Annotated in this window: 19 protein-coding genes and 1 riboswitch; of the genes, 10 read left to right on the top strand and 9 right to left on the bottom strand. The window is 48.1% G+C overall.

What is annotated here, in order from left to right:
• Nucleotides 1-136: 136 nt before the first annotated feature.
• On the bottom strand, nt 137-361 hold the full coding sequence (locus tag QUA07_RS24085) for a DUF4058 family protein (protein ID WP_333330111.1): 225 nt from the start codon (nt 359-361) through the stop codon (nt 137-139).
• A 192-nt stretch (nt 362-553) separates the two neighbouring features.
• Nucleotides 554-650, top strand: a riboswitch (TPP riboswitch).
• A 7-nt stretch (nt 651-657) separates the two neighbouring features.
• Between QUA07_RS24085 and thiC the strand changes: the two genes are divergently transcribed.
• On the top strand, nt 658-2,031 hold the full coding sequence (gene thiC / locus QUA07_RS24090; protein ID WP_333084275.1) for a phosphomethylpyrimidine synthase ThiC: 1,374 nt from the start codon (nt 658-660) through the stop codon (nt 2,029-2,031).
• Between the two features lie 158 nt (nt 2,032-2,189).
• Nucleotides 2,190-2,408 (top strand): hypothetical protein, encoded by a 219-nt coding sequence (locus QUA07_RS24095; protein ID WP_333330114.1) that lies wholly within the window; start codon nt 2,190-2,192, stop codon nt 2,406-2,408.
• Between the two features lie 145 nt (nt 2,409-2,553).
• Here QUA07_RS24095 and QUA07_RS24100 read toward each other — a convergent pair whose 3' ends face one another.
• From QUA07_RS24100 to pyrE, 3 genes are all read right to left on the bottom strand, one after another.
• Complete coding sequence (locus QUA07_RS24100; RefSeq protein WP_333330116.1) at nt 2,554-3,036, bottom strand: hypothetical protein; 483 nt, start codon at nt 3,034-3,036, stop codon at nt 2,554-2,556.
• 459 nt (nt 3,037-3,495) lie between these two features.
• Nucleotides 3,496-4,782, bottom strand: a complete 1,287-nt coding sequence (dcm, locus tag QUA07_RS24105) for a DNA (cytosine-5-)-methyltransferase (protein WP_333330119.1) — start codon at nt 4,780-4,782, stop codon at nt 3,496-3,498.
• Nucleotides 4,783-4,995: 213 nt separating this feature from the next.
• On the bottom strand, nt 4,996-5,571 hold the full coding sequence (gene pyrE, locus QUA07_RS24110; protein ID WP_333330122.1) for an orotate phosphoribosyltransferase: 576 nt from the start codon (nt 5,569-5,571) through the stop codon (nt 4,996-4,998).
• An 84-nt stretch (nt 5,572-5,655) separates the two neighbouring features.
• Here pyrE and QUA07_RS24115 point away from each other — a divergent pair, with 84 nt between their 5' ends.
• Nucleotides 5,656-6,183, top strand: a complete 528-nt coding sequence (locus QUA07_RS24115) for a hypothetical protein (protein WP_333330124.1) — start codon at nt 5,656-5,658, stop codon at nt 6,181-6,183.
• Between the two features lie 183 nt (nt 6,184-6,366).
• Here QUA07_RS24115 and QUA07_RS24120 read toward each other — a convergent pair whose 3' ends face one another.
• Together QUA07_RS24120 and QUA07_RS24125 are read right to left on the bottom strand one after the other, a co-directional pair.
• On the bottom strand, nt 6,367-7,110 hold the full coding sequence (locus QUA07_RS24120) for a pentapeptide repeat-containing protein (protein WP_333330127.1): 744 nt from the start codon (nt 7,108-7,110) through the stop codon (nt 6,367-6,369).
• A 20-nt stretch (nt 7,111-7,130) separates the two neighbouring features.
• Entirely contained in the window at nt 7,131-7,775 is a 645-nt protein-coding gene (locus QUA07_RS24125) for a hypothetical protein (RefSeq protein WP_333084286.1), read from the bottom strand.
• Between the two features lie 322 nt (nt 7,776-8,097).
• Here QUA07_RS24125 and QUA07_RS24130 point away from each other — a divergent pair, with 322 nt between their 5' ends.
• A complete protein-coding gene (locus tag QUA07_RS24130) occupies nt 8,098-8,421 on the top strand; it encodes a WGxxGxxG family protein (protein ID WP_190661580.1) in 324 nt (107 codons plus the stop codon).
• 414 nt (nt 8,422-8,835) lie between these two features.
• Here QUA07_RS24130 and QUA07_RS24135 read toward each other — a convergent pair whose 3' ends face one another.
• Nucleotides 8,836-14,193 (bottom strand): PAS domain S-box protein, encoded by a 5,358-nt coding sequence (locus tag QUA07_RS24135; protein WP_333330130.1) that lies wholly within the window; start codon nt 14,191-14,193, stop codon nt 8,836-8,838.
• A 189-nt stretch (nt 14,194-14,382) separates the two neighbouring features.
• Between QUA07_RS24135 and QUA07_RS24140 the strand changes: the two genes are divergently transcribed.
• The 3 genes from QUA07_RS24140 (at nt 14,383) to QUA07_RS24150 (ending at nt 16,348) form a co-directional block, all read left to right on the top strand.
• Nucleotides 14,383-15,186 carry a creatininase family protein gene (locus QUA07_RS24140; RefSeq protein ID WP_333330133.1) on the top strand — a complete coding sequence of 268 codons (804 nt, stop codon included), beginning with the start codon at nt 14,383-14,385 and terminating at the stop codon, nt 15,184-15,186.
• An 81-nt stretch (nt 15,187-15,267) separates the two neighbouring features.
• Complete coding sequence (locus tag QUA07_RS24145; RefSeq protein ID WP_333330136.1) at nt 15,268-16,023, top strand: DUF561 domain-containing protein; 756 nt, start codon at nt 15,268-15,270, stop codon at nt 16,021-16,023.
• Between the two features lie 73 nt (nt 16,024-16,096).
• A complete protein-coding gene (locus QUA07_RS24150) occupies nt 16,097-16,348 on the top strand; it encodes a hypothetical protein (protein ID WP_333330139.1) in 252 nt (83 codons plus the stop codon).
• On the opposite strand, the gene QUA07_RS24155 is transcribed toward QUA07_RS24150, so the two are convergent.
• Nucleotides 16,313-16,975 (bottom strand): calcium-binding protein, encoded by a 663-nt coding sequence (locus QUA07_RS24155; protein ID WP_333330142.1) that lies wholly within the window; start codon nt 16,973-16,975, stop codon nt 16,313-16,315. The genes QUA07_RS24150 and QUA07_RS24155 overlap by 36 nt on opposite strands.
• An 80-nt stretch (nt 16,976-17,055) precedes the next feature.
• Between QUA07_RS24155 and QUA07_RS24160 the strand changes: the two genes are divergently transcribed.
• From QUA07_RS24160 to dprA, 3 genes are all read left to right on the top strand, one after another.
• Nucleotides 17,056-17,703, top strand: coding sequence for a DUF2301 domain-containing membrane protein (locus QUA07_RS24160; RefSeq protein WP_333330145.1), 648 nt, complete (start codon nt 17,056-17,058; stop codon nt 17,701-17,703).
• Between the two features lie 127 nt (nt 17,704-17,830).
• On the top strand, nt 17,831-18,484 hold the full coding sequence (locus QUA07_RS24165; protein WP_333330148.1) for a YdcF family protein: 654 nt from the start codon (nt 17,831-17,833) through the stop codon (nt 18,482-18,484).
• Between the two features lie 263 nt (nt 18,485-18,747).
• On the top strand, nt 18,748-19,899 hold the full coding sequence (gene dprA, locus QUA07_RS24170; RefSeq protein ID WP_333330151.1) for a DNA-processing protein DprA: 1,152 nt from the start codon (nt 18,748-18,750) through the stop codon (nt 19,897-19,899).
• Between the two features lie 200 nt (nt 19,900-20,099).
• Here dprA and QUA07_RS24175 read toward each other — a convergent pair.
• On the bottom strand, nt 20,100-24,443 hold a 4,344-nt coding region (locus QUA07_RS24175; protein ID WP_333330153.1), incomplete at its 5' end, for an FG-GAP-like repeat-containing protein.

Below are 24,443 nucleotides of genomic sequence, written 5' to 3' on the forward strand. Positions count from 1 at the left end.
TAGAGGTTGGCGATCGCGTGAGGCATAGCCTTAGAAATGCACCGTTTATTAGGTTGCAACTTTAGGTGTACTTAATCCAATTGCCAACTGCTATAAGGCGATACCATAGCCTGCGATCGCACTCCTTGTCGCCCTCCTACGATTCCATCAACGATCGCACCCACTGAAAATTACCCTCGCTCAAGGGCGGAACAGGCTGCACTGAATAATCGAACGCAAAATCTAGAGTCGCCTCCAAATAAACTTGTCTCAAAATCTCAGATAAATTCACGACAGGTTCTTCATCTCCTGACAGATCTTTAACTTTATCGTCTTGAAAAAGCTTCAAAAGACAAACAACGCGCCGATCGCCTAGCAGCAAAATTGCGGCAAATGGGAATTAATCCTGATGAGGTGTGATGGTTTTTAGATTGTTAAAGGGGGTACGATCGCACTTTTTAAACAGCAGAAATATCAGAAGCCCCAAAAGGGCGATCGCTCCCCTCATCTATATCTCAATATTAAGATTTCCTTAGTTGCTGCCGTCGCGCACAGTAATCGGTGATACAATCAATAGCTTAGCTAGGGGTGCCCGAATATCCGGGCTGAGAAAACACCCTTAGAACCTGAGTCTGGGTAATACCAGCGGAGGGAAGCTGTTTATCAAGGAAATTAAATATGCGTACCGAATGGATCGCTAAGCGTCAGGGGCACACCAATGTATCTCAAATGCACTACGCCCGCCAAGGTGTAATTACTGAGGAAATGCACTTTGTTGCTAAGCGAGAGAATCTCCCGCCAGAACTGATCCGCGCCGAAGTAGCACGGGGACGGATGATTATTCCCGCTAATATCAATCACACGAATTTAGAACCGATGGCGATCGGCATTGCCTCTAAATGCAAAGTCAATGCTAATATCGGTGCATCTCCCAACTCTTCCAATATGGAAGAAGAAGTTGACAAGCTTAAACTAGCAGTGAAATACGGCGCTGATACCGTGATGGACTTGTCCACAGGCGGCGGGAATTTGGATGAAATTCGCACTACAATTATCAAAGCTTCACCAGTGCCGATCGGTACTGTACCAATTTACCAAGCTCTAGAAAGCGTTCACGGTAATATGGAAAGTCTGACGGCGAATGACTTTCTTCACATCATTGACAAACACGCTCAACAAGGTGTTGATTACCAAACAATTCACGCCGGAATTTTGATTGAGCATTTGCCGTTGGTGAGAAATCGGATTACGGGGATTGTCTCTCGTGGCGGCGGCATTTTGGCGCGGTGGATGCTGCATCACCACAAACAAAATCCCCTCTACACTCACTTTAACGACATCATTGAAATCTTCAAAAAATACGATGTTTCGTTTAGTTTGGGAGATTCTCTGCGCCCCGGTTGCACTCACGATGCGTCGGATGAAGCTCAATTAGCTGAACTCAAAACTTTGGGACAATTAACTCGCAAAGCTTGGGAACATGATGTGCAGGTAATGGTGGAAGGCCCGGGTCACGTGCCGATGGATCAAATTGAGTTTAATGTCAAGAAACAAATGGAGGAGTGTTCCGAAGCACCCTTCTATGTTTTGGGGCCGTTGGTGACAGATATTGCGCCTGGGTACGACCACATTACCTCAGCAATTGGGGCGGCGATGGCTGGTTGGTACGGTACTGCAATGCTGTGTTACGTGACGCCGAAGGAACACTTAGGATTGCCGAATGCTGAGGATGTCCGCAACGGGCTGATTGCTTACAAAATTGCGGCTCACGCTGCAGATATTGCGCGGGGCCGTCCGGGTGCGCGCGATCGCGATGACGAACTCTCGAAAGCGCGTTACAATTTCGATTGGAACCGTCAATTTGAGCTGTCATTAGATCCAGAACGGGCAAAGGAATATCACGACGAAACTTTGCCAGCGGATATCTACAAAACTGCTGAATTCTGTTCAATGTGCGGGCCTAAGTTCTGTCCGATGCAGACTAAGGTTGATGCCGATGCTTTGACGGAATTAGAGAAGTTTTTGGCTAGGGAACCTGTAGCGCAAAGCTAATTGGATTAATTTGTAGGGTGGGCATTGTCCACCTTACTTAATCGTAAAGCTGTTTCGTTTCTTGTGGGGCGGGCATCCGGCCCGCCCAAAACTAGGGTGCTGATGGCGCACCTTACTTAAGGTTATATTAAAAGCAGTTTCCTAAAAGGAGAATTGCGATGTCCCTTCAACTTCAAAGACGGCTTTTCACGGTGAAGGAATATCATTTGATCAGTGAGACAGGGATTCTTTCTGAATCTGAGGGCGTCGAACTCATTGAAGGAGAAATTATTCAAATGCCTGCTATTGGAACTCGTCACGCAACTGCTGTGAGACGACTTAACCGACTTTTTCACCGATTACCAGAAGATAGAGCTATTGTTCTGAATTACTTCTAGACCAACAGCTTCAACTACATTAATACTTACCAAGATATTTATTACCATGCTCTGCCTGGTAACGAGAAATTTTCAATTTGTAGGGTGCGTTAACGCCGTGTAACGCACCGCCAGCCTCATGCACCATTTTAGCTAAGTAAAAGATTTACCTAAAGATATTAGCTTGCGCTGTTGCTTGGCACTTTGAAAGAATGCGCCGATCGTTTAAGCTAATTGTGCGAATAGGATGGAGATTGCTTAGCTGAGTATTGATTTCAACTGTTTGAACTTTTCCGGCTGAGATTGCCTTCCCGGAAAGTGTATTTCCCTGAATTTTACCAGTGAAGCACGCAAAGTCTGATCGCGGCGCGTAGATTGCACCAACCACGCGATCGTTCTGGCGCTGAAACACAATATAGTTTTGAAGAACTTGGTTGGGCTGTGGCGAATCTCCGTAGAGGTAAATACCATCTGGCAAAGCAGCAACATTAGTCTTAGATGGATTTTGTTGTGCTTGAATCGGTTGTTGCTGAACGCCAACACCAATTAGTGTTAGAGGACAAATAAAGGCTGTTGCCAGTAGTTTCCATTTCCTTTTAATAGATGCAGGTAAAATCATTACTGCTTCTCCTTGCGCGTCATCTAACATATTAAAACAGTATTCTCTAGTTAATGTCTCACTCAGGTTATAATTTCCCTCTGCTAAAATCAGCCGATTGGTAGAGATTCTGAACCTGAAAGCTTGCGCTTGTTTAGCGCCGAAAACTTTATTTTCCCTTGTGCTCCAAGTACCTGAGCTGATTTTGATAGAATTAGAGTCGGCATAGTTTCTCATGCCACCCAATAAAACACCGCTCTAAGGTTGATGCCGATGCTTTGACCAAGAATTTCTAGATGGTACCCGCCACGTGATTTATCCGTGAAATCAATCCAAAATCTAAAATCTAAAATCCTCAAGCCCCCGCATTTATCCATGGGGTAAATGCTAAAATCTAAAATCTAAAATCTAAAATCGATTGACGGAATTAGAGAAGTTTTTGGCTAAGGAACCTGTAGTGCAAAGTTAGTTGTTAGGGTGGGCGGAAACACTCCGCCCACCCTTCCCAATTCACCAGGCGCTAACTTTTTGTTTGGTAGAGCACAAAACATTCTGGATAACTTCAAGAGCAACAGCTTTAACTACATTAATACTTACACTATTACCCAGTTGATGATAAGCTTTATCATCATTAGGATGCAGAATAAAACTATCGGCAAAACCTTGTAAGCGCGCCGCCTCGCGGGGAGTCATCCTGCGGACTCGGTTATGATAGTAAACGCCTAATCTATTAGCATCACTGGCAACAATTGTTACCGAGATTTTCTGCGGATCGAGAAATTTATAGACTTCAAAGGAAAAGTTACCGGATACAGGTTTGTATTGATTGTTGTTCCGTTGCAGGTACTTTTTTGTTACCAAGGAATCCAGCATTTTACCGAGATTGGGATGAGGAAAAAAAGTAGCTATTTGCTCTTTAGTTAATAGCTTGCCATCTTGGTCAGATCCAAATTCTTTATTGCGCCTTTTCAATATAAAAAGATTCATTAATTCAATTTCGTCTAAACTGCACTCGCCTCGCAAACCCAGTTCCCAAGAATGAATCGAATTGCCACCGCGATAGTCAATTAGCCGCCTACCGTGCAAGCGACTGAAATCATTGTTAACTATTTGCTTCAATGCCTTAACAAATTCTGGCGAACAATCATATTTTGGATCGGGATTGTCTTCCAAAATATCTGCAACTGTGACAGGTTGACTTAACGGGGAAAATAACGATAGCTGTTGATGACTAGAGGAATGCGAATCTTTTGGGCCTAAGTCAGAAATTAACGCAAATTGGGGCGAAGCATTTAAAAGTCCTACTAGGTAAACTCGGACACGGTTCTGAGGTAAGCTAAAGTTAGAGCTGTTGAGCAAGAAATAATCGAAGCTGTAACCTCGGCTTTTGATTTCGCCCTTAATAGTTTCGAGGGTTCTGCCGCCGTCGTGGCTGACAAGCCCCCGCACGTTCTCGAAAATAAATGCTTGAGGTTTAAAGGTATCAATTAACCTTGCAATCTCAAAAAATAGGGTGCCTCTGGTGTCTCCAAATCCCTCTTTTTTGCCAGCATAGGAGAAAGATTGGCAGGGAAATCCCGCTAGTAAAATTTCATGTTCAGGCAGTTGGTCAATTAATCGGATGTCGCCTAAAGGTGTGTCGGCAAAGTTTTTCTGGTAAACTAATTGAGCGTCGGGATTGATTTCGCTGCTTAATACGCATTTTGTTTCCAGATTCAAGGAACGAGCGGCGGATTCAAACGCTAATCTCATGCCGCCTATTCCTGAGAATAAGTCAATAAAACGGATGGTTTTCATAGCCTTAAACTGGCTGGTTAAGATTGATATCTTGCACCATTGTTAACATGAGCCAGAGCCTCTGGATCTTCGTTACCAGGTTCTACCTGGTAACGAGAGAACCTGGTAACGAGAGACGAGAGAAACGAGAGGAGTTTTTGGGGTTGGCTTCTAGCCCAGCGCACAAGAAAGAGTTTCAAGAAATAGGATTGTCACAATTAGATGCGCGCCCGGTTATTTTTTGCTACTAATCCATTCCTTAAGATCCTGAATGGTAAAAATGGCTTGAAAATCCAATCCCGCCTCGCGATATAATTCCCCTCCACCTTGCTCTCTATCAATCAGAGACAAAATACGATCGACCTTATAACCAGCCGCCCGCAACCTTTCCACCGCCTGCATCGCCGACTTACCCGTCGTCACCACATCCTCCAAAACCGCCACATTCGTGCCCTCTGGCAACAGCGGCCCCTCAATATACGCCATTGTCCCGTGTCCCTTCGTCTCCTTTCTGACAATTAAAGCTGGTATAGGTCGATCGCCCAAAGCCGAAACCACGCTCACAGCAGTTACAATCGGGTCAGCACCCAAAGTCAAACCGCCCACAGCTTGCACATCCGACGACAGCATCGACAACAGCAAACGTCCCGTTGCCAAAGCACCTTCAGCGTGCAGCGTCACCGGTTTACAGTTAATGTAATAAGAACTTTTCTGTCCCGAAGACAGCACAAAATCGCCTTCGCGATAGGCAAACTCGCACAACAAATCTAAAAGTCGATCGCGTAACACCTTTAAATCCGCAGCATTCATAAGTCACACCGTGTAAAAAACACAAATAATCCGCCGATAATCAGTTTATAGTGGAATCGGAATTAATTAAGGAGGCTGAAATATATGAGTCAAAAGTTAAAAAGCCTGAGCGGCGCGTTGATTCTCGCTGTCGCCTCTGCCGCACTGGCATCAGTCAAACCAGCTCAAGCACAAACAGAGCGATTTCACCCGATTGCCGACGACTTCAACCGACAATTCTTTGAAGCTTCAGGAGACTTTTACCACAACGTCAGCTTGCAAGGTTACTTGGGCGACTATTTAGGCATCGGTTCCCCCAGCGGCGTCGTTGCCTTTCCCGAAAAAGAAATCGAGCGGGATGCTAGTCGCGTCAACGGCTTCTACCGACGAGTAATGCAGCGGCAAGTTTCCAGCGACCCGATTCTGCGCGTGCCAGATGCCGTCAATCCCTTCGATGCCTCAATCATGGCACTGCCTGCAGCTTGCCAGCTAGGACCTCAACCAAGCGGCTGTTTCCCCACTCCCGCCGGACTCCAAGATCAGTTTACACTTCCAACGCAGCAGCAAAATTCACCGAGTGATCAAGGGCCCGTTAGAGGACTTTATCAAATATCGCCCCCTGGCCAAAATTAATCGATCGACAGTTGCGAGTTTTGAGCCGAGGCGGGTTTACTAAATCTCGGCTTTGTTGTATTCGAGAGAAAGCCTCAACCCGCCCCAAAAGCTCATGTTTTGGCAATCCTTTCGGTAAACCCGCAACTGGCTTTTTTTAACTATCGCCGTTATTTCACAGGACTAAATATTATCCAATATTTATCAAACAATGCTGCCATCAGGCATGATTGTTCCTTTCAAAATAGCTTCACCCAAATTAGCTCCCGCCAAGTTCGCTCCCCTGAGATTTGCCCCGGTCAAATTAGCCCCTCTCAAATCAGCTTTGCCAAGGTTTGTCCACCGGAAATCTGCCGCGCTCAACTGTGCAAAACAGAGATTTGCCCGGAAAAGATATGCTCCCGTGAAGTGAGCTTCTCCGAGGTTAGCTTTAGAGAAATTAGCTGCATAGCAATGTGCTTCAATCAATTCGGCTTGAGTGAGATTAGCTTGACTGAGATTAGCACAGTTGAGGTTCGCGCCGATCGCATTAACTCCAGACATCACCGCACCGATTAAATTCGCATCACCGAAATCGGTTTGTTGGAGATTAGCAGCGGTGAGGTCAGCCCCAATTAAATTAGCACCGCTCAAATCAGCTCCCCTGATGTCAGCCGCTTGCAGGTTGGTTCCCGTTAAATTAGCTTTAATTAAATTAGATTCCAGCAGTTGCGCTCCCGCAAGATTTGCTAAACTAAAATTAGATTCTGCCAGGTTTGCCGCAATTAATTTAGCCTTAAACAAATCTGTTTTAAAAAGGTTCGAGCGCCAAAGATGTGCACCTCTGAGATTTGCTTCCGCGAGGTTAGCTTCGCTGAGATCCGGTTCTATATTTGGGTTGAGACTTCTCCATTTAATCCAAGTGACTGCACCTTTTTTTAACAGCGCTAAATGCTGTGTATTTGCCATAATTGCATCTCCTTTAACGGCTATTCCTTGCGACCAAAAATTGCTGGATTTTCTCGACCCGTCACGCTTTCCACCGCCGCAATTGCTGCCTGGGAACCTGCTATAATATCTCGTTCTGCGCCGCCGAGGTAAAGCCGTCCGAAACTACCTACAGCCTGAACCTCTAAGATGTTAATAGATGCGCCTTTTTCTGCTTCATTAGCCGCCAGCGCTGCATAGGCCGCCGGTTCTACTTCCAAGACGTAAAGCGTTTGTCCCGCCAGCAGCAACTGTCCGCGCCGGGTGCGGTTGATTAATTGTGTTTGGTGGGCATCAATATTGCGAATAATTTGACTGGAAATCACTCGCGGTTTGATACATTCTTCTCTGCGGACTCCGATGAATTCTAGAATTGCTTTACCTGCGGCCCGCGTTTCCCCCTGTTGACTCGAGTGTACTTCCAGAAGGCCGTACAAGCGTTCGACTATCTGCACTCCTGGGCGCACGGAGGCAGATTTGAGGGCGACATCGGTAATTCGGTTAATTTCGATACCGGGCGAGATTTCTATCCACAGCGACGCATCCCCTGGCAGCGGCAAGAATCCGGCGGCGACTGTGCCGATGTATGCTGCGTGCTGTGGCTGCAAGTTGTCTAGAAATACGTAGCTGCGTAACTCTATACCCAAAAGTTTTGATCTCCGTCGATCGACTTCCAACAGTTGTCTGTGCAATATCTGAGTTTACCTTTTTTTGTAAACAACACCTTGTCTATTGTCGGGACTGCCGGAGTGCCTCATAACCGAGTGAGGTGCCAGACCCCCTATTTCTAGTACCGGAGTGCCTCCGCGAACAATATTTCATTTTGTGTGCCTGCTAAAAATTGGATATCAATCTGTAGTTATAGGTGGAACATAACCATCTTTACTGCTAGAGATGGATTTAACTTTAAAAGCCCATTGATATAGTTTTGATAGTTAAAGATTTTAGCCAACAGAGAGCATTTGAATTATGAAACGTTCTGATTTATCCAAAGCAATCGGTGCAGGTATTATAGCTGCTGGTTTAGCCCTAGCACCAGCTCATCTCCCTGCTTCAGCTCAGACAGATACAACGGGCGGTACTACTTCCGGTACTAACAGCACTACAACCACCACAACTCCTCGCTCCGATGTCTACAATGCTGAGACCGATCGCGATTTTGATTGGGGATGGTTGGGACTGCTAGGCTTGTCTGGTTTGTTGGGTTTGATTCCCCGCAAACGCGAAGAAAATGTCCGCTATACCACTACAACGAGCGATCGCGAGCCCGCTGCGCGCACTGACTACCGCTAAGAATTGAGTCTTAGTGCTGTGGGCATTATGCAGGGACAGGATGTTTTAACCTGTCCGACGATCCCGAATAATCATCAAAAAACCTCCATCTGTGAGGTTTTTTTGTTTGAGATGATGCGCGATGGAACGACGATTAAATTGGTTACATCTGACCTATTGCACCATTTTTCTGAACAGGCTTTCCGCCCGCTTCCACAAAGAGTGAATTTTCTTGTGGGCCGTTGCTCCTAGCCAGTCAATAAAATCATTATTGAGAATGGTGCAATATCTCAGATATAACCGGACTTAAAATTATTAACTTCTTCCTTTCTTCTTCCCTTCCTCCTACCCTACCCTTCGGGAACGGCTTCGCCGAACGCGTTCTTTGCGTCTTCGCGGTTCGTTAAATAAAGACTTTTCCGACACAAAAACACTTTAAATAAGGTTTTTGCCCGATCGATCGAGTACCTCCCAAATCGCCTGCACCAACTTGTCGGGGTCTAAAGGCTTAGCAATGTGGCGCCAGAACCCAGCAGCCATGGCCTGCTGATAGTCAATCTCTCCAGCATAAGCCGTGAGGGCGATCGCCGGAACCAGTCCCCCTTGGTCAGGCGCCAGAGCCCGAACCTGCCGCATCAACATATAACCGTCAGTGTCGGGCATTCCAATATCGCTCAACAGCAAATCCGGCACCGACTGGGTTAAAACCGCCAAGGCCTCGGCGGCATTAGCAACTGCTGTAACACTTGCCCCACACTCCTCAAGCAGAAAAACCACTAAATCTAGGGCATCGGCCTCATCATCCACCGCTAACACCCTGATACCGCTCAAATTGAAGGATTCGTCCCGCGACGCAGTTCCCGCAGGGCTGGTCTGAGATGGCACGGGCATCAGAGGTATCCTGACGGTCAAGGTTGCACCTTTTCCTTCGCCGGGACTGTCGGATTTTACCGTGCCACCGTGGAGTTCGACGAGATGGCGGACGATCGCCAATCCTAAACCCAATCCGCCAAACTTGCGCGTCATCGAGCTGTCAGCTTGCCGGAAGTAGTCGAATACATAGGGAAGAAAATCAGGTTCGATACCTTTTCCCGTATCAGTTACAGTAATTTGGGCCTTGGTGTCCACCCGATCGAGAACGACTTCAATTTTGCCTCCCGGCGGGGTGAACTTGACGGCATTTGAGAGCAAATTCCAGACTACCTGCTGAAGCCTGCCCGCATCGCCCAAAACCGAGCCGAGATTCGGTGCAAATTGAGTGCTGATTTGAATCGACTTAACTTCCGCGGCCAGACGCACCGTTTCAATGGCGGCGCTGATTACCCCAGCTAAATCCACAGGTGCAATATTCAAGCTAACCTTACCTTGGAGAATCCCCGACACATCGAGCAAATCTTCGATAAGCTGGGTTTGCAGTTTGGCGTTGCGCTCGATCGTCTCTAAGGCATAACGCTGCTTTTGGGGTGTCAGAACGTTCGATTGCAGCAGCTTCGCCCAGCCCATAATCGGGTTTAAGGGAGTCCGCAATTCGTGGGACAAAACAGCCAAAAATTCGTCTTTGACGCGGTTAGCCTGTTCTGCCTCTTCCCGCGCTGCCTTTTCCCGCGCTAGAAGGCGTTCCCGTTCCGCTTCTGCAACTTTGCGATCGGTAATGTCAGTGTTTGTGCCGCACCAGCGCAGCACCTTGCCTTGATCGTCGCGAATCGGCACGGCGCGGGAGAGAAACCAGCGGTACGATCCGTCTTGGCCGCGCAAGGGGAAAGTATCTTCCCAGAGTTCGGCTGTTTCAAGGCAGCGCCTAAATTTTTCGACAACGCGATCGACGTGTTCTGGGTGGTGTACCTTTTGCCAGCCCCAGCCCTGCATTTCCTCTAGGGTGGTGCCCGTGTAGTCAAACCACCGCTGGTTATACCAGAAAATCCCCCCAGCAGCATCTGTCATCCAGGCCAACTGAGCGATGTTGTCAGCTAGAGCGCGGAACCTAGCCTCGCTTTCGTGCAGCTCATGCAGGGCTCGCGCGTGCAGGATTACCGTCCAGAGGCGAGCCACCACTTCTTGCATCAGCCAAACTTCATCGGGCCGCCAGTGCCGAACCACCCTTGATGTCACCACCAAAAGAGCCACCCAGCGGCCTTCCTGAAGGCAGGGAACATCGACCAAAGCGCGAATCGACACGGCACCGTAGTTATCGAATAAATGCGCTGTATAGGGGTAATTAGCGATATCTGAGATGACAAGGGTTTGACCTGCCATAGACAGAGCTTTCAGTTCTGGCGTCTTAAAGTCTGAGATTTGATAGGTGCCGACGGTGCTTGCCAGGTCGGACTGGTGCCAGTCTTGGTGGACAATTGCCCGATCGGCTTCTAAATCGATTTCGTGCCAGATGCAGCGATCGACCTTTAAATATTCTCCCAGACTGTTCATCGCTTCCGACAACATTTCTGCGGGGTTGAAGCGCTGCCGCAAGCGAACTTCGAGATCAGAGAGAAACTGCTCGTTAAGTTGGGCTTGTTTGCGATCGTGAATATCGGTGTTTGTGCCGATCCACTCGACAATCTGGCCGGCTGCGTCGCGAATTGGCACGGCGCGGGACAAATGCCAGCGTTCCATCTGGTCTACTGCCCGCCGCAGGCGCAGCTCCATTTGATAAACTTCTCCGCTGATTAGACATTCTTCCCAGCGGGCCCAAGATTCTGCCAAATCCGAGGGCGGGACTAGCGATTCCCAATTGCTTTGAGCGGCTTCCTCGTAAGACATGCCCAGATATTCCAACCATTGTTGTTGATTGGTAAAGCGAATTTCCCTGGCTGAGCTTACGTTCCAAATCAGGTGAGGCAACGACTCAGCCAGAAAGCGGAAGCGGCGGTCGCTTTCTGCTAAGCTTTCTTCGGCTCGTTTGCGATCGTCAATATCAATGCCGATACCAGCCCATTGCACCACCTTTCCCTTCCTGTCTTTGACGGGCACAAGTCGCGCTAGATGCCAGCGGTAATTACCATCAAACCTGCGTACCCGACACTCGAATTCGTAGGCTTCCCCTGCTGCAATCGCAGGAGTGCGCGTGCCGACAACTGCTGGCAGATCATCAGGATGAAATAATTCCAGCACCGGCGCAGGCAGCGGCAATTGTGCTGGGCTCATGCCCGTATAGGTTTTCCAGTGTTGGTTGGCAAACTCTAACCTGCCGTCGGCGGTGTTGATCCACATTAATTCCGGGACGCCATCGGCGAGGGTGCGATAGAGATTTTCGCTGTGCCGCAGTGCTTCTTCTATTTGCCGGCGCTCGGTTTTGTCCTGCATAATTTTCAGGAAACCTTGCACTTCGCCGTCTGCGTCGCGCAGGGGCATCACCAGCCCGCTGCCCCACAAGCGGCTGCCGTCTTTGCGGACGTGCCAGCGCTCGTTTTCTCCTTTTCCCTGAATCAGGGCGCTGTGCATTTCTGCTTCCGGCATTCGGGCTGCTGAGTCTTCTGGGGTGAAGATGATGCGTCCGTGTTCCCCGACGATTTCAGCTTCGGAATAGCCCAGCAATCTCTGGGCCCCTGCGTTCCAACTGGTAACGTGTCCGCCGATGTCGAGGGTGAAGATAGCGTAGTCTTTGGCGCTGTCGAGAATCAACTGCAGGTGGGTTTCACGATCGCACAGTGCTGCTTCTGCTTGTTTGCGCTGGGTAATGTCGCTGGTGAAGCCGACTATTTTGGTCGCTTCACCTTGCTGGTTGCGGATCAAACAGCCGCGCTCCGAAACATCGATCCAGCGCCCGTCTTGGTGCCGGACTCGGTACTCGATTTCATAGCGATCCGGAATATTAAAGATTGATTGCCCCCCGGCTTGGATGCGTGCCACATCGACGGGATGGATGCGTTCTCTCCACCACTCTGCTGTTGCCGGTGCATCCTCTGGGTTGACACCGACGATCGAGAACAGTCCCTCGGAACGGTAAACTGAGTTTGCTGCCAAATCCCACTCAAACACCATGCCGTTGATCGCCCTTGTAGCTAATTGGAAACGGTTGTAGCTTTCTTGCAAGGCGAGTTCGGCCATTTTGCGAGCGGTAATTTCCTGTACCACGATATGAATCCCGACAATCTCTCCGCCCCTGTCTCTGAGCGGCCACCAATTCTGGAGCCAAGTGCGAACGACAGTAGGTTGAGCCCTAGTTTTACCCGTGAGTTCAAAATTCCGGATCGGTTCTCCGGTGTCTAGAAGGTGGCCCAACAAAGGTTCGGCTGTGTCTGCCCAGTCGGGGACAATTTCGCGCAGGGTGCGGCCGATGTGCGCTTCGACGGCCAGGCCGTTCATTTGGGCAAACCGCTGGTTGATCCGCACGAACCGCAAATCTGTGTCTAAAACGGCCAAACCCACGGGAGTTGTTTGGTAGAGCGACTCTATCTCTACAAGTTGACGGCGCACGGTTTGCTCACTCTGTTGCAGCGCGAGTTGGGCCTTTTTGCGATCGGTAGCATCAAATAATACTCCGATAAACCGCACTGCTTCGCCTGCCGCGTCGTAGAGATAGCGCCCGAACGCGCTCAACCAGCGGATTTCTCCGTTGTCGGCTCGGATGATCCGGTATTCGGGGGAGTAGAGCGATCGTGTTTCCCGAGCTGTTTTGGCTGCTTGCATGACGTGCTTTAAGTCGTCTGGATGCACACACTTTTGCCACACAGCCGCGCTTGCTTCGCCGCCTGGTACCGGTTCGCAGCCCAAAATGCTGAAATGGGTCGCCGACCAAATTACTCGGTTTGTTCGCACGTCAAAATCCCAGGTTGCCATGCCTGAGCCTTCGATGGCGACGCTCAAACGTTCTTCGCTTTGTTTCAAGGCAATTTCAGTTTGTTTGCGCTCGCTGATATCTGTGAGGGAACCCACGGCGCGCACGGGATTGCCTGATTCGTCCCAAATTGCTCGCGCTCTGGCTAAAACCCATTTGTAGCGCCCGTCCCCACAACGGATGCGGTACTCGCAGCAGTAATGTGATGTTTCTCGATTTAAGTGCTGCTGCCAATTGCTTTGCATCATCTCCAAATCATCGGGATGAACCCAGCTCAAATATTGGCTGAAGTCCTTGACTTCTTCCGGGCCACGTTCCAAAATCTCTAAAAAGCGATCGCTCAAAACAGGGCAATTTGTTTGCAGGTTGTGATCCCAAATGCCGTCGTTGTTGCCCTGCAAGGCTAATTGCCAGCGTTCTTCGCTTTCTCGCAAAGCTTCTTTGGTTTGATGGGCGCGATCGATTTGTACGGCGGCAACGGCAAAGTCTGCTAGGGCGATGGCGATCTGCAAGTCTTCGGCATCGAATTGCCGATCGGCATCGTGAGATACAATCCATATTGCCCCCAGCGATTGATTTTCTGCTTCCAGTGGCACGACTAATGCTTCGGCGATCGGCAATTCTAGCTGCTGTAAGTCGGTAAAATATTGTTCGGGAGCGAAGTAAAGCTGAGGAGTTTGGCGATTGAGCGGGGTTCCCGACAAACGCAATTTGCGGGGTGTGTTTGTATCTTCTGCTGCTTCCCACGCGCCCGCCAATGCCTCCCACCGAAATATTTGTTCGGAACTGGCATTTTCTTCTAGTAAGCAGACTCCGACGCTTCCTGCGTCGCACAAATCTTTAGCGATCGCCACCAGTGTTTTGAGCAGCCTGTGGGGTGAGGTTGCCAATTGTCGGGCAAGCGTTTGCAGCGCTCGGTTTTCTGCTTTGTGATCGTGCGATCGAGGAATGCGGCGCGACAGTTCCTCGGCGATCGGAATGTCGGTTAAATTAGTTTGTGGGGTTGGCCAAGCTTCCATCAATTAGTGGTATCTATGTCTTTCGGTCTGAGCTGGCGAGCGTACATCAGCGCCCTCTTAAAGCATCTGCTATAAATTATAGCATCTACGGAGAGACAGCATCATTTCTCTACTAGATATCTAGGGAATTTATTTTTAGTTTTCAGGTTAATTGATTGCCTTGCTTACTTTTACTATTGTCGCCACAATATGCACAATTTTATTCCACAATCGCGCTTTTTTCCCTATCTAAGTTGGACAGAAATTCAGTCTATGCTGGATAAGGAAAACACGGTGATAATTCAGCCGCTAGGTGCGATCGAACAACACGGCCCCCATTTGCCTTTAATTGTAGATGCGGCAATTAGCGCGGCGGTGACAGGCAAAGCGCTGGCAAAGTTAGAGGCAAATATTCCCGCGTATGCTTTGCCACCTTTGTACTATGGCAAGTCGAACGAACACTGCCATTTTCCCGGTACAATTATGCTCAGTGCTCAGACTGTTTTAGCAGTAATCAGTGAAATTGCGGACAGTATTTATCAAGCTGGATTTAGAAAATTAGTGTTAATGAATGGTCACGGCGGACAGCCACAGGTAATGGAAATTGCGGCGCGGGATATTCATCAAAAATATCAGGATCTTTCTGTTTTTCCGCTGTTTGTTTGGGGCGTTCCGAATGTGGCTGCTGAATTATTAACTGCGAAGGAATTGGAGTTCGGAATTCACGCGGGCGATGCAGAAACGAGTTTGATGTTGTCAATTTTGCCCGAACAGGTGAAAATGGAACTGGCTGTTTGCGAGTACCCGCAGGGTTTACCAACAGACAGTTTGCTGAGTATGGAAGGGAATTTACCTTTTGCTTGGCTGACGCGAGAGTTGACTGAAAGTGGTGTGTTGGGCGATGCGACGGCGGCGACGAAAGAAAAGGGATCTCGGATTCTCGAATCTCTCTCTGACGGCTGGGCACAAGTTATCAAAGATGTTTACAAATTTCGCCAGCCGCGTAGTAATTAAAAATTAAGAATTAAAAATCAAAAATTGTTCTAATTCGTGTCAAAATGAGTCTAAGAAATTTTTTGAGTTGGAAAACTAACGATGAGTGTAAATTCTAAATTGCAGCGCGCATTTGAGCAAGGTCGCGCCCTGAAAATTATCAGCGGTTTAAATAATTTTGATGCCGCCAACGTTGCTGCTGTCGTCAAAGCAGCGGATCTCGGCGGTGCTTCCTTTGTCGATATTGCTGCCGATCGAGATTTGGTATTGATGGCAAAACAGTTGACAAATTTGCCAATTTGTGTATCTGCTGTGGAACCGGAAAAGTTTGTGCCTGCGGTAGAAGCTGGCGCTGATTTGATTGAAATTGGTAACTTTGATGCTTTCTACGCAGTAGGCCGCCGCTTTGAAGCTGAGGAAGTTTTGCAGTTGACTCGCGAAACTCGATCGCTATTTGCGAACATCACTCTTTCTGTGACAGTTCCGCACATTTTGGCACTCGACAAACAAGTGCAGTTAGCAATTGAATTAGTCAAAGCTGGCGCTAACATCATCCAAACCGAAGGTGGCACCAGCGCTCAACCAATTCACGCCGGCACCTTGGGATTAATTGAAAAAGCAGCGCCTACTTTGGCCGCAGCCTTTGAAATTTCCCGCGCCGTATCCGTCCCCGTACTCTGCGCTTCCGGTATCTCCAGCGTCACCGCACCCCTCGCTATTGGAGCCGGTGCTGCGGGTGTTGGTGTCGGTTCTGCTGTCAGCCAACTTAATAGCGAAGTGGCGATGATTGCGGCTGTTCGCAGTTTGGTTGAAGCTTTGGCTTTGGTTTCGCGCTCGCACTTGCCAGCTTCCATTTAATTAAGAAGGAAGAAGGAAGAAGGAAGAAGGAAGAAGGAAGTTCGGCAACGGATTCGCTCGACGGATGTAACGGATGTCAGGAAGAAGGAAGAAGGAAGTTCGGCAACGGATTCGCTCGACGGATGTAACGGATGTAACGGATGTCAGTCCGATGGAAGTCGGAAGAAGGAAGAGGGGAGAAGGAAGAAGGAAGATTTTTCCCATCCCCCACTCTCCCCATCGCCCACTCTCCCACTCTTCCCCTCTCCCACTCTTCCCCTCTTCCCATCTTCCCATCCCCCACTCTTCCTTAATAATTGATAAACCACACGGCATAATCATCTAATAACTGATTGTTGCGGGAGATTACATCAACTGATTCTAACTCTGATAAAGGCAACATAAACTTTTGGTGATCGCTGACGCGCTGCACTTCCACAAATATGCCTTCTTCCTGAAGCACCAAATCCTCCAACTGATTAATTGTGAATCTATCAGTATAAGAAGGTTGAGTTTTTTTGAGCCGTGCATATTCTTTTTTGCTGCCCGAACCCATTGTATATTCTTCTTCCCATTCAAACTCTTCTATGCCGGTAACGTGGCAGGGGAGTTGAATATTTTGCTTGATGTAATCTAGATATTTGAGTGAATTTTTTAGGTTGAAATCAATATTTTTTGACCCCAAAATTTTACTGATTTTAGTTTCAAATTGCTTGGTATTAAATGGCATATTTTTATCGAGATGCGCTAACATTTCTGGATCGAACCCCGCTCTCAATTCGGATAATTCCTCCAGCAGGCTCTGAAAGTCGTTGACCGGTTTCGGTCTTCTGCCTGCTACAATGGTTTCATCAAGCTGAACTGGAGGAAGTTCGGATTGTGAAGGAAGGGATTGGCTTTGCTTTGGGCGATCGTCCACTTTAGACTTGTTAACTTTAGGCTGGTTAAGTTTAGGCTTGTTAAATTTAGGCATCGCTCGGTCTCGCTGGCTCGGTTTATCAATAAAGTATATCTTGGCAGAAGTACATTCGTGTCTGATAGGAGGAAGCTATTATGCAACTACTGAAATCACCTGATGAATCGCCAGTCTATCAAGGACAATTCGGCGAATTTACGATTACTCAAAATGATCGCACGGGAGTATTGATTTACCGTGCCGGATTGGGGGTGGCGGCGCTGTGTTTTGCGGTCGGCACTACTCTGGTGCTACAACAGGGCGACAACCCGATGGCAATCCAAGCTGTAACGCCTGTTTTTGCTTGTTTCTGGATAGCTTTAGGCGTCAGCTTGGCAACTATTCACATTTACATGATTGCGCTGCATCGAACACTACAGGCGTTTTGGGCGATCGGCGGCGCGGCAGCATTGTTTGTCGCCCTACAAAGCAGCCAACCTCTAGCTTTAGCAGTGTACGAACATCCCGCCACCTTGTGGGGAATTGGCTTTACTTTTGCCGCCTTAAATGGCATTTATTTTAAGGAAGCATTCTGCTTTAATCGCCTCGAAACTAAGTTTTTGACTCCGGGAGTTCCTCTGTTAATTTTAGGACATATTTTTGGATTTTTGTCAGCCGAAAATGAACAATTTTTGCTGGCAGTTTGGGCGGCTTTGTTTATCATCTTTGCTGTACGTAAGTTTTTTCAACCGATGCCGCAGGATATTGGGGATAAAAGCGTTTTTGAGTATCTGAAACACCAATAATTTGGGAATGGGGGATTGGGAAGGGGGCATGGGGCATTGGGAAATTCTATCACTTTCCCACTATTTCCCTCTTCCCCAGTCTCGCCGAATCTGCCTCCATACCTGAAAACATCTAGATCGAGTTAAAATGAGAATTCGTCTAATCCGTCGTCGAGAAATGTGGGTAATTACCAGGGAAGGTTGGGTAATTGCAAGCACGGGATTGATAATTTTAATGCTCTTAATTCTCACAAATATCCATCCGTTTTTGGCTGTAAATGCGCCGATTAAAGCAGATATATTGGTTGTCGAAGGCTGGTTGCCGGATTATGCGATCGAAAGTGCGATCGCCGAATTCAAAAAAGGCGAATACCGCCAATTAATTACCACAGGAGTTCCTTTAAGTAAAGGCTTCTATCTTGCTGAATATAAAAATTATGCCGAACTAACTGCCGCGACTTTTATTGCGCTAGGATTTGATACAAACCAAGTAGTAGCAGTACCAGCAGCGAGTGTTGTCAAACACCGCACTGCTGCTTCGGCGATCGCACTTCGCGATTGGCTGGCTGCTTCTGCCATAAAAGTTGAATCAATTAATCTTTATTCCTTTGGCCCTCACGCCCGCAGAAGTTGGATTGTTTTCAAAGAAGTCCTGAATCCTGACATTAAAGTCGGGATTATAGCTGCTGAATCGCAAGATTACAACCCACAAGAATGGTGGAAATCGAGCGAAGGTTTTCGGACTGTGATCGGAGAAATTATTGCTTATATTTACGCCCGTTTCGTTGATTGGAAAACCTAGCCAGTAATTGTCAACTTCCCTCTTAATTCTCTTCGCGTTATTAGCGCCTTCGCGGTTCGTAAAAAAATATATAACAGTTTTAAATCTGTGGAAATACAGGACACGGCAGTGCCATTTCTTTACCCGGACATCTGTGAAAATACAGGACACGGCAGTGCCATTTCCCTACCCAAGGAATACAGGACAGGGCCGTGCCGTTTCCCTACTATATTCATTCCACCCAAGATGATAAAATTATTCTCAGATAAGTTGAGGGTAACTCGTTGCTAGAAGAACGCGCTTACTGGTTGGCATGGTCGCAAATTAACGGTATCGGGCCGATTTTGTTGCAGAGATTGCACCAAAATTTCAAGAGTTTGGCAGAAGCTTGGATGGCAAAACCAGTAGATTTAATGCGAATCGAAGGGTTCGGCAAGCAGATAATTGAAACCATTGTGCAAGAACGAACCAAACTTAATCCTGAAGAAGTTCTCGAAAAACATCTTATAAAAAATCCCTGTTTTTGGACGCCCGCCGATCCAGATTATCCCCGCTTATTATTGGAAATTCCCAATCCGCCACCAGTGTTGTATTATCGTGGTAATGTCGATCGCAAAGAGAATCAAGGAATTACACCGACAGTGGCAATGGTTGGTACTCGCAGCCCTTCGGAATACGGCAGAAGGTGGACTCGCAAAATTAGTACGGCTTTGGCTAGAAGCGGTTTTACTGTGGTTTCGGGATTGGCGGCTGGTATTGATACAGAGGCTCATACAGGCTGTTTGGAGGCGGGAGGAAGGACTTTCGCAGTAGTGGGGACGGGAGTAGATATTGTATATCCTAAACAAAATGAGAGGTTGTGCGATCGCATTTTGCAGCAGGGATTGGTAATTAGTGAATATCCGGCGGGGACTCAACCGAATAGAACTAATTTTCCGCGCCGAAATCGCATAATTGCTGGCTTAAGCCGCGCTACAATTGTGATAGAAGCTCCGCACAAATCGGGTGCTTTAATTACTGCTTATCAAGCGAATGATTTTTGCCGGGATGTGTATGTTTTGACGGGCAGATTGGATGATGAGCGTTCCTTTGGATGTTTGGAGTTGCTGAGTAAAGGCGCTCATCCGATTCTACCTGGTAGCGATCGACTGTTAAGCGAAGACAGGTTGCTGGAAATGCTCGGAGCTATGCCAAAATTGGATAGAGCCGAGCAGTTGTCGCTATTTCCCCCAAATCCGACGGTTGAGAAGCAAGGGCCGCCGTTGGAGCCGGAATTGGCTAAGGTGTTAAGTGCGATCGTATCTGGGCCGATTTCTTTTGATACAATTGTGGAAGCAGCGGGATTAGAAGCGGGAAGAGTTTCTAGTATACTTTTGCAGTTGGAATTGTTGGGATTAGTTTCGCAGTTACCAGGAATGCGATATCAGCGGTGCTGATTTGTAAGTAATACGGTTTAGGGCATTGGTGTCAACTTAAGTCTAAAACCCTCTTTATCTCTCGTTTACCGCCGAGGCCAGATCCCCCTAAATCCCCCTTAATAAGGGGGACTTTGAGAAGATTCTTGTCCCCCCCTCCGGCGGGGGGCTAGGGGGGATCGAGCGAACTATTAGAACAATTGTTTGATCCGAAATCGCTCTTAAATCAATCCGAAATTAACGGCACTAATACTGCTAGCCGAAACACCACTGATAGAAGCTAAAATCTCCCCTGTTTGGGCCAACCGGATTAATGTTGCACCGCTATCTTGAGCAATCGCCAATTGCGAGAAACTCAACCCGTTACCCAATACTAACAAATCTTTACCGACTTCAAAATCAGTAATCGTATCAGTACCGGAATTGGTAGAGAGTAAGAACTTATCTACTCCCCTTCCTCCTATCAAACTATCAATTCCTAAACCGCCCGTGAGCAAATCATCTCCCTTACCTCCGTAGAGAATATCATTACCATCATCGCCATTCAAAATGTCAGCACCGCGATTGCCAAATAAAACATCATCACCGCTACTTCCCAGGATTGTATCGCTACCTTTGCCACCGAAAACCGAGTCATTTCCAATGCCGCCATCAAGGGAATCATTGCCCCTCATCCCCATCAACACATTATTCGCGCTGTCGCCAGTCAGGATATCGTCGCCATTTGTACCGAGAATTGCATTGGGGGAATTGCTGCCCAAATCAGCATCGCCGCTGACAACAGGAGTTGCAATCCCAGTCGGCAATACTACAGCTTCAATTCTGCTATCTAAAGCAGTACCAGTATTGTCCGCAACTAGCTGGGAAATTGGTTTATTTCCTGAACCAACTGATTTGAAGTCTTGAGTGGTTGGGCCCAAGGCTACTTGTTGGAGGCGGGCAAGTGATTCAGGAATTGATGTTGCTGTTGGGTTGGAGACAGCCGCATCAATGCGTTGATTGGCTGTTGCCATTACTGTCGCGGATTGCGATGTAATTTGGCTGAGTTGTTGACTGTTGAAACTGGGGTCTATTTGCTGGATTTTAGCGGCAGTTTGCTGAATGATTGGTTCTAAGACTGCGGCATTACTGAGGTTTAAGACTGTACCTGATTGAATTTGAGCCGTAATTGAACTGACAACAGCTTTGACAATATCGGTATTGACTGCACTGGAAGCACCGTCAATCAAAGCGCTGGTTTGAGTGATGAAGTTTTGGACTTTCACCATTGCGGATAAGACTTGAACTCCGCCCGGTATGTTGTTGTTGGTAGCTTCTATTGGATCGAAGCTAGTTAGGTCAACTTCAGCGGGGAGAGAAAGGGCTGCTTTGACTAAAGATTGGGCTTCTTCTGGTTCAATTCCTTTGTCGATTAAGTCGGCGACTAAGCTGGTTAGGAGGGTGACGACACTCGCATCTGGGGGTGCGGTGACTGGTGTTTCTAGGGGTAAGCCGGTGGCGGTGTCAATGCCTCCAATCGCAACTAGATTGCCTTCTGAGGGATCGATTTCTCCGTTTTTGTTGGTGTCTAATGTCTCGAAGGGGATGTTGAGATTGAATTTACCGGCGGAATCGGTTGTGGTGGATGGTTCGTTGGTGTCGAGGACGGCGTTTTTGTTGGCGTCTAGGAAGAGAGTTGCACCGGAGATATAACCGTCAATCACTACGCCGGTGCTGCTAAATTGCAGCAACATACCCTTACCCCCATATGGATCCATCGGGTCACCCGTATATGGACCCGTCTCGTCGTCGCTGACACTAAGACCCGCCCTGTCTGTTGCTGTTAACTTAATCCTGAGCTCCTGCGCTATGGGACTTGTGCCACTGAGTGTACGGGTAGCTGGATTGAAGGTGAGCCAACTTGGCAGGGGACTGCCGTCCATCAGAGTTGCTGTGTAGGTAAGCGTGTCACCTCGATCGGGGTCTGTGAACGTGTTCTGCGGAAATTGGTACTCGAATGTAAAGGGGTTATTGCTTACTATGGCTCCGTGATGCCAAGGGGTTGTAGTCGGGCCGTAATTGATGACAGGCGGGTTGTTGGGGTCGTTGTCCGCGATCGTCACAGTAGCAGTAGAGGGCTCGCCTACCTTTTGGGGGTAGGCAGTATTTTCTAAGGTGATAACTACTTTTTCGTCGCCTTCTACTAGGCTGTCATCGCCGACATTGACAACCATGTTGACGCTGCGTTTACCCGCTGGAATGGTGACAAAGTTGTAGTTGTTGGACAGGTTACTGGGTAACGGCTTAGGGGGCTCGGAATCTGAAACCAATTCATAATCTTGAGGGCCAAAAGGATATGAACCTGGTAGAGCAAGGTTGTTTTGATTACTATATGATCCATCTGACACATCGAACCCCTTGAACCTGTAGTAGACATCCAGCGGACCAGCTAGGCTGCCACCAGTACGAGTAATAGTGAATTTTCCGGGATTCGGGGTCGTGGGTTGATCCCAACGTGTTTCTGCCGCATTAGCATCCGTAGCGCTGATGGTGACGGTTGGTTGCAAATTGCGATTGTTGACTGTAAAAGGTTGTCCTTCGACAAACGGTGAACCCGCCCAAGCACTGTCGATCGCCTGTACACTCCAGTGATACTCCTTACCAGGAATTAAGTAATCTGGCTTTAGCAGCCAACTGCCACCCCAGTAGTCTGAGTTGATATTCCCCAACTGCACTACTTGCCGAGTTCCGTCATCAAGGGACATTGGACCAACTACATAGTTAATAATGTCAGCAGTCTCAAGGCCTTTGTTATTAACTTGAACTGTATCGACAGTCCAAACTCGCAGATTGTACCTTAAACCCTGATTTGGAGTTTGAGAGTCCATCGGGTTCCCCGATCCTCCGGCTGACTGCCACGTTAACTTGACTCCTTCGTTGGAATTGTTTGTGTCTGCATATAGAGCTTGAGGTGCAGAGGGTCGTGTGTTCGCTTTAGGGGTATTGTTGTGGTAAATTTTGACAAATTTGTCGGTGCCAGATGAATTATCTGTCGTGAATGCAATATCCAGTCTGCCGTCCTTGTCGTAGTCTCCCCAAGAAGCACCAGAGCTGAAATTCTTAGGCAGCCCTGCGTCATTGATGGGTTTAAAAGAGCCACCAAAGTCATCTTGTTGGTAAACTTTGGGGGAATCAGAATTAGCCGGTTGTGTTAGTAGGATATCCAGCTTGCCATTGTTGTCGTAATCCCCCCAAGCAGCAGTATTAGAACCAGGAACCCCTACAGCCGTTTCCTGAAAGGTATAACCAGTAGTAGCCGAGTTGTTGTAGCTCTGCTGAAGCAATCTTGTAGGACCAGATCGCCAATAATTACTTGGCCACTCGCGTGCAGCACCTGTAAGCAAGATATCCAGTCGTCCATCGTTGTCGGGGTCTCCCCAAGCGCCGTAAGTAATAGGTTCGCTGGCGTTTCGATTTTGTGGCAGTGCATTGCTCTCTTCGGTAAAGCCATTGCCAGTGTTGCGATACAATTTTGCGATGTAGATGTAATTTGAGCTGTTGCTGACGTTGGTTTTTGGAACGGTGTCGCCTGTCAGTAAAATATCGAGTTTGCCATCCTTGTTGTAGTCTCCCCAGGCGGCGTTGCCATTAACACCGGGCAAGTTAGCCCCAATCTCCTCCTCAAAGGTAATGCTGTAGTTCAAGATACTGCCGTCGTTAAAGCCAGTGGGGTCGTTGCGGAACACTTTGGCGATATAACCCGCACCCGTATCACCAGTGAGTACGAGATCCGGTCTACCATCGTTGTTGTAGTCTCCCCAAGCTCCGGAACCGTTCAAAATACCAGGTAGCTTTGCCCTGCTGTCTCGACTAAATCTAGGAAAGGCGAAGTTGTCTGGCAAAGGATATTGCAGAGTGTCAGCAGTTGTTTCGTCCGCCTTTTGGTTCCGGTATAGCTGGGTGATGGGGGTGTAGCGCGAACCAGTGGTGTAGATATCTTGTTGAGGGGTTTCAGTTGCGCCTGTGAGCAAGATATCGAGGTCACCATCCTTGTCGGGGTCTCCCCAGGTAGCAGAAGGCTGGGAAATATCTCCCTTCCCATTATTGTTCCGAACTATACCTCCGTAAACGGTAGGCAGCCCTATATCATTGGGTTGAAAGCTACCGTTTTTGTTGCTGTAGACTTTGGGCTTGTATGCTGTTACCTCAGAAGAAGTTAAGGGGTTTGGTGAACTCTGTTGTTCCATCACCAAAAGATCCAAATCGCCGTCATTGTCGAAGTCTCCCCAAGCATTAGGGCCGACAAAACCAGGTATCGTCAGATCGGCGAATTCGTTGGTGAATACTGGGTGGTCATCCGCTTCCCCCTCATGCCGAGCATTAGAGTCCGTTATTCCCAAGGGAGTTTCGTTAGAACTCGGTAATCCGATCGGGAATATGTTTGGGTTGCCTGTTCCTGTAGTGACTGGTGTTGGTGTCGGTGTGGGCGTACCAATTGTTGGCGTCGGAGTTGGTGTCGGTGTGGGCGTACCAATTGTTGGCGTCGGAGTTGGTGTCGGTGTGGGCGTACCAATTGTTGGCGTCGG

The organism is Microcoleus sp. T3_A4 (assembly GCF_036700465.1).
Lineage (GTDB): Bacteria > Cyanobacteriota > Cyanobacteriia > Cyanobacteriales > Microcoleaceae > Microcoleus.

Bases quoted from the DNA above. Each gene is read 5' to 3' on its own strand.
- thiC (WP_333084275.1), top strand. From the start codon at position 658: ATGCGTACCGAATGGATCGCTAAGCGTCAGGGGCACACCAATGTATCT.
- QUA07_RS24095 (WP_333330114.1), top strand. From the start codon at position 2,190: ATGTCCCTTCAACTTCAAAGACGGCTTTTCACGGTGAAGGAATATCAT.
- QUA07_RS24100 (WP_333330116.1), bottom strand. From the start codon at position 3,036: ATGTTAGATGACGCGCAAGGAGAAGCAGTAATGATTTTACCTGCATCT.
- dcm (WP_333330119.1), bottom strand. From the start codon at position 4,782: ATGAAAACCATCCGTTTTATTGACTTATTCTCAGGAATAGGCGGCATG.
- pyrE (WP_333330122.1), bottom strand. From the start codon at position 5,571: ATGAATGCTGCGGATTTAAAGGTGTTACGCGATCGACTTTTAGATTTG.
- QUA07_RS24115 (WP_333330124.1), top strand. From the start codon at position 5,656: ATGAGTCAAAAGTTAAAAAGCCTGAGCGGCGCGTTGATTCTCGCTGTC.
- QUA07_RS24120 (WP_333330127.1), bottom strand. From the start codon at position 7,110: ATGGCAAATACACAGCATTTAGCGCTGTTAAAAAAAGGTGCAGTCACT.
- QUA07_RS24130 (WP_190661580.1), top strand. From the start codon at position 8,098: ATGAAACGTTCTGATTTATCCAAAGCAATCGGTGCAGGTATTATAGCT.
- QUA07_RS24135 (WP_333330130.1), bottom strand. From the start codon at position 14,193: ATGGAAGCTTGGCCAACCCCACAAACTAATTTAACCGACATTCCGATC.
- QUA07_RS24140 (WP_333330133.1), top strand. From the start codon at position 14,383: ATGCACAATTTTATTCCACAATCGCGCTTTTTTCCCTATCTAAGTTGG.
- QUA07_RS24145 (WP_333330136.1), top strand. From the start codon at position 15,268: ATGAGTGTAAATTCTAAATTGCAGCGCGCATTTGAGCAAGGTCGCGCC.
- QUA07_RS24150 (WP_333330139.1), top strand. From the start codon at position 16,097: ATGTCAGGAAGAAGGAAGAAGGAAGTTCGGCAACGGATTCGCTCGACG.
- QUA07_RS24155 (WP_333330142.1), bottom strand. From the start codon at position 16,975: ATGCCTAAATTTAACAAGCCTAAACTTAACCAGCCTAAAGTTAACAAG.
- QUA07_RS24160 (WP_333330145.1), top strand. From the start codon at position 17,056: ATGCAACTACTGAAATCACCTGATGAATCGCCAGTCTATCAAGGACAA.
- QUA07_RS24165 (WP_333330148.1), top strand. From the start codon at position 17,831: ATGAGAATTCGTCTAATCCGTCGTCGAGAAATGTGGGTAATTACCAGG.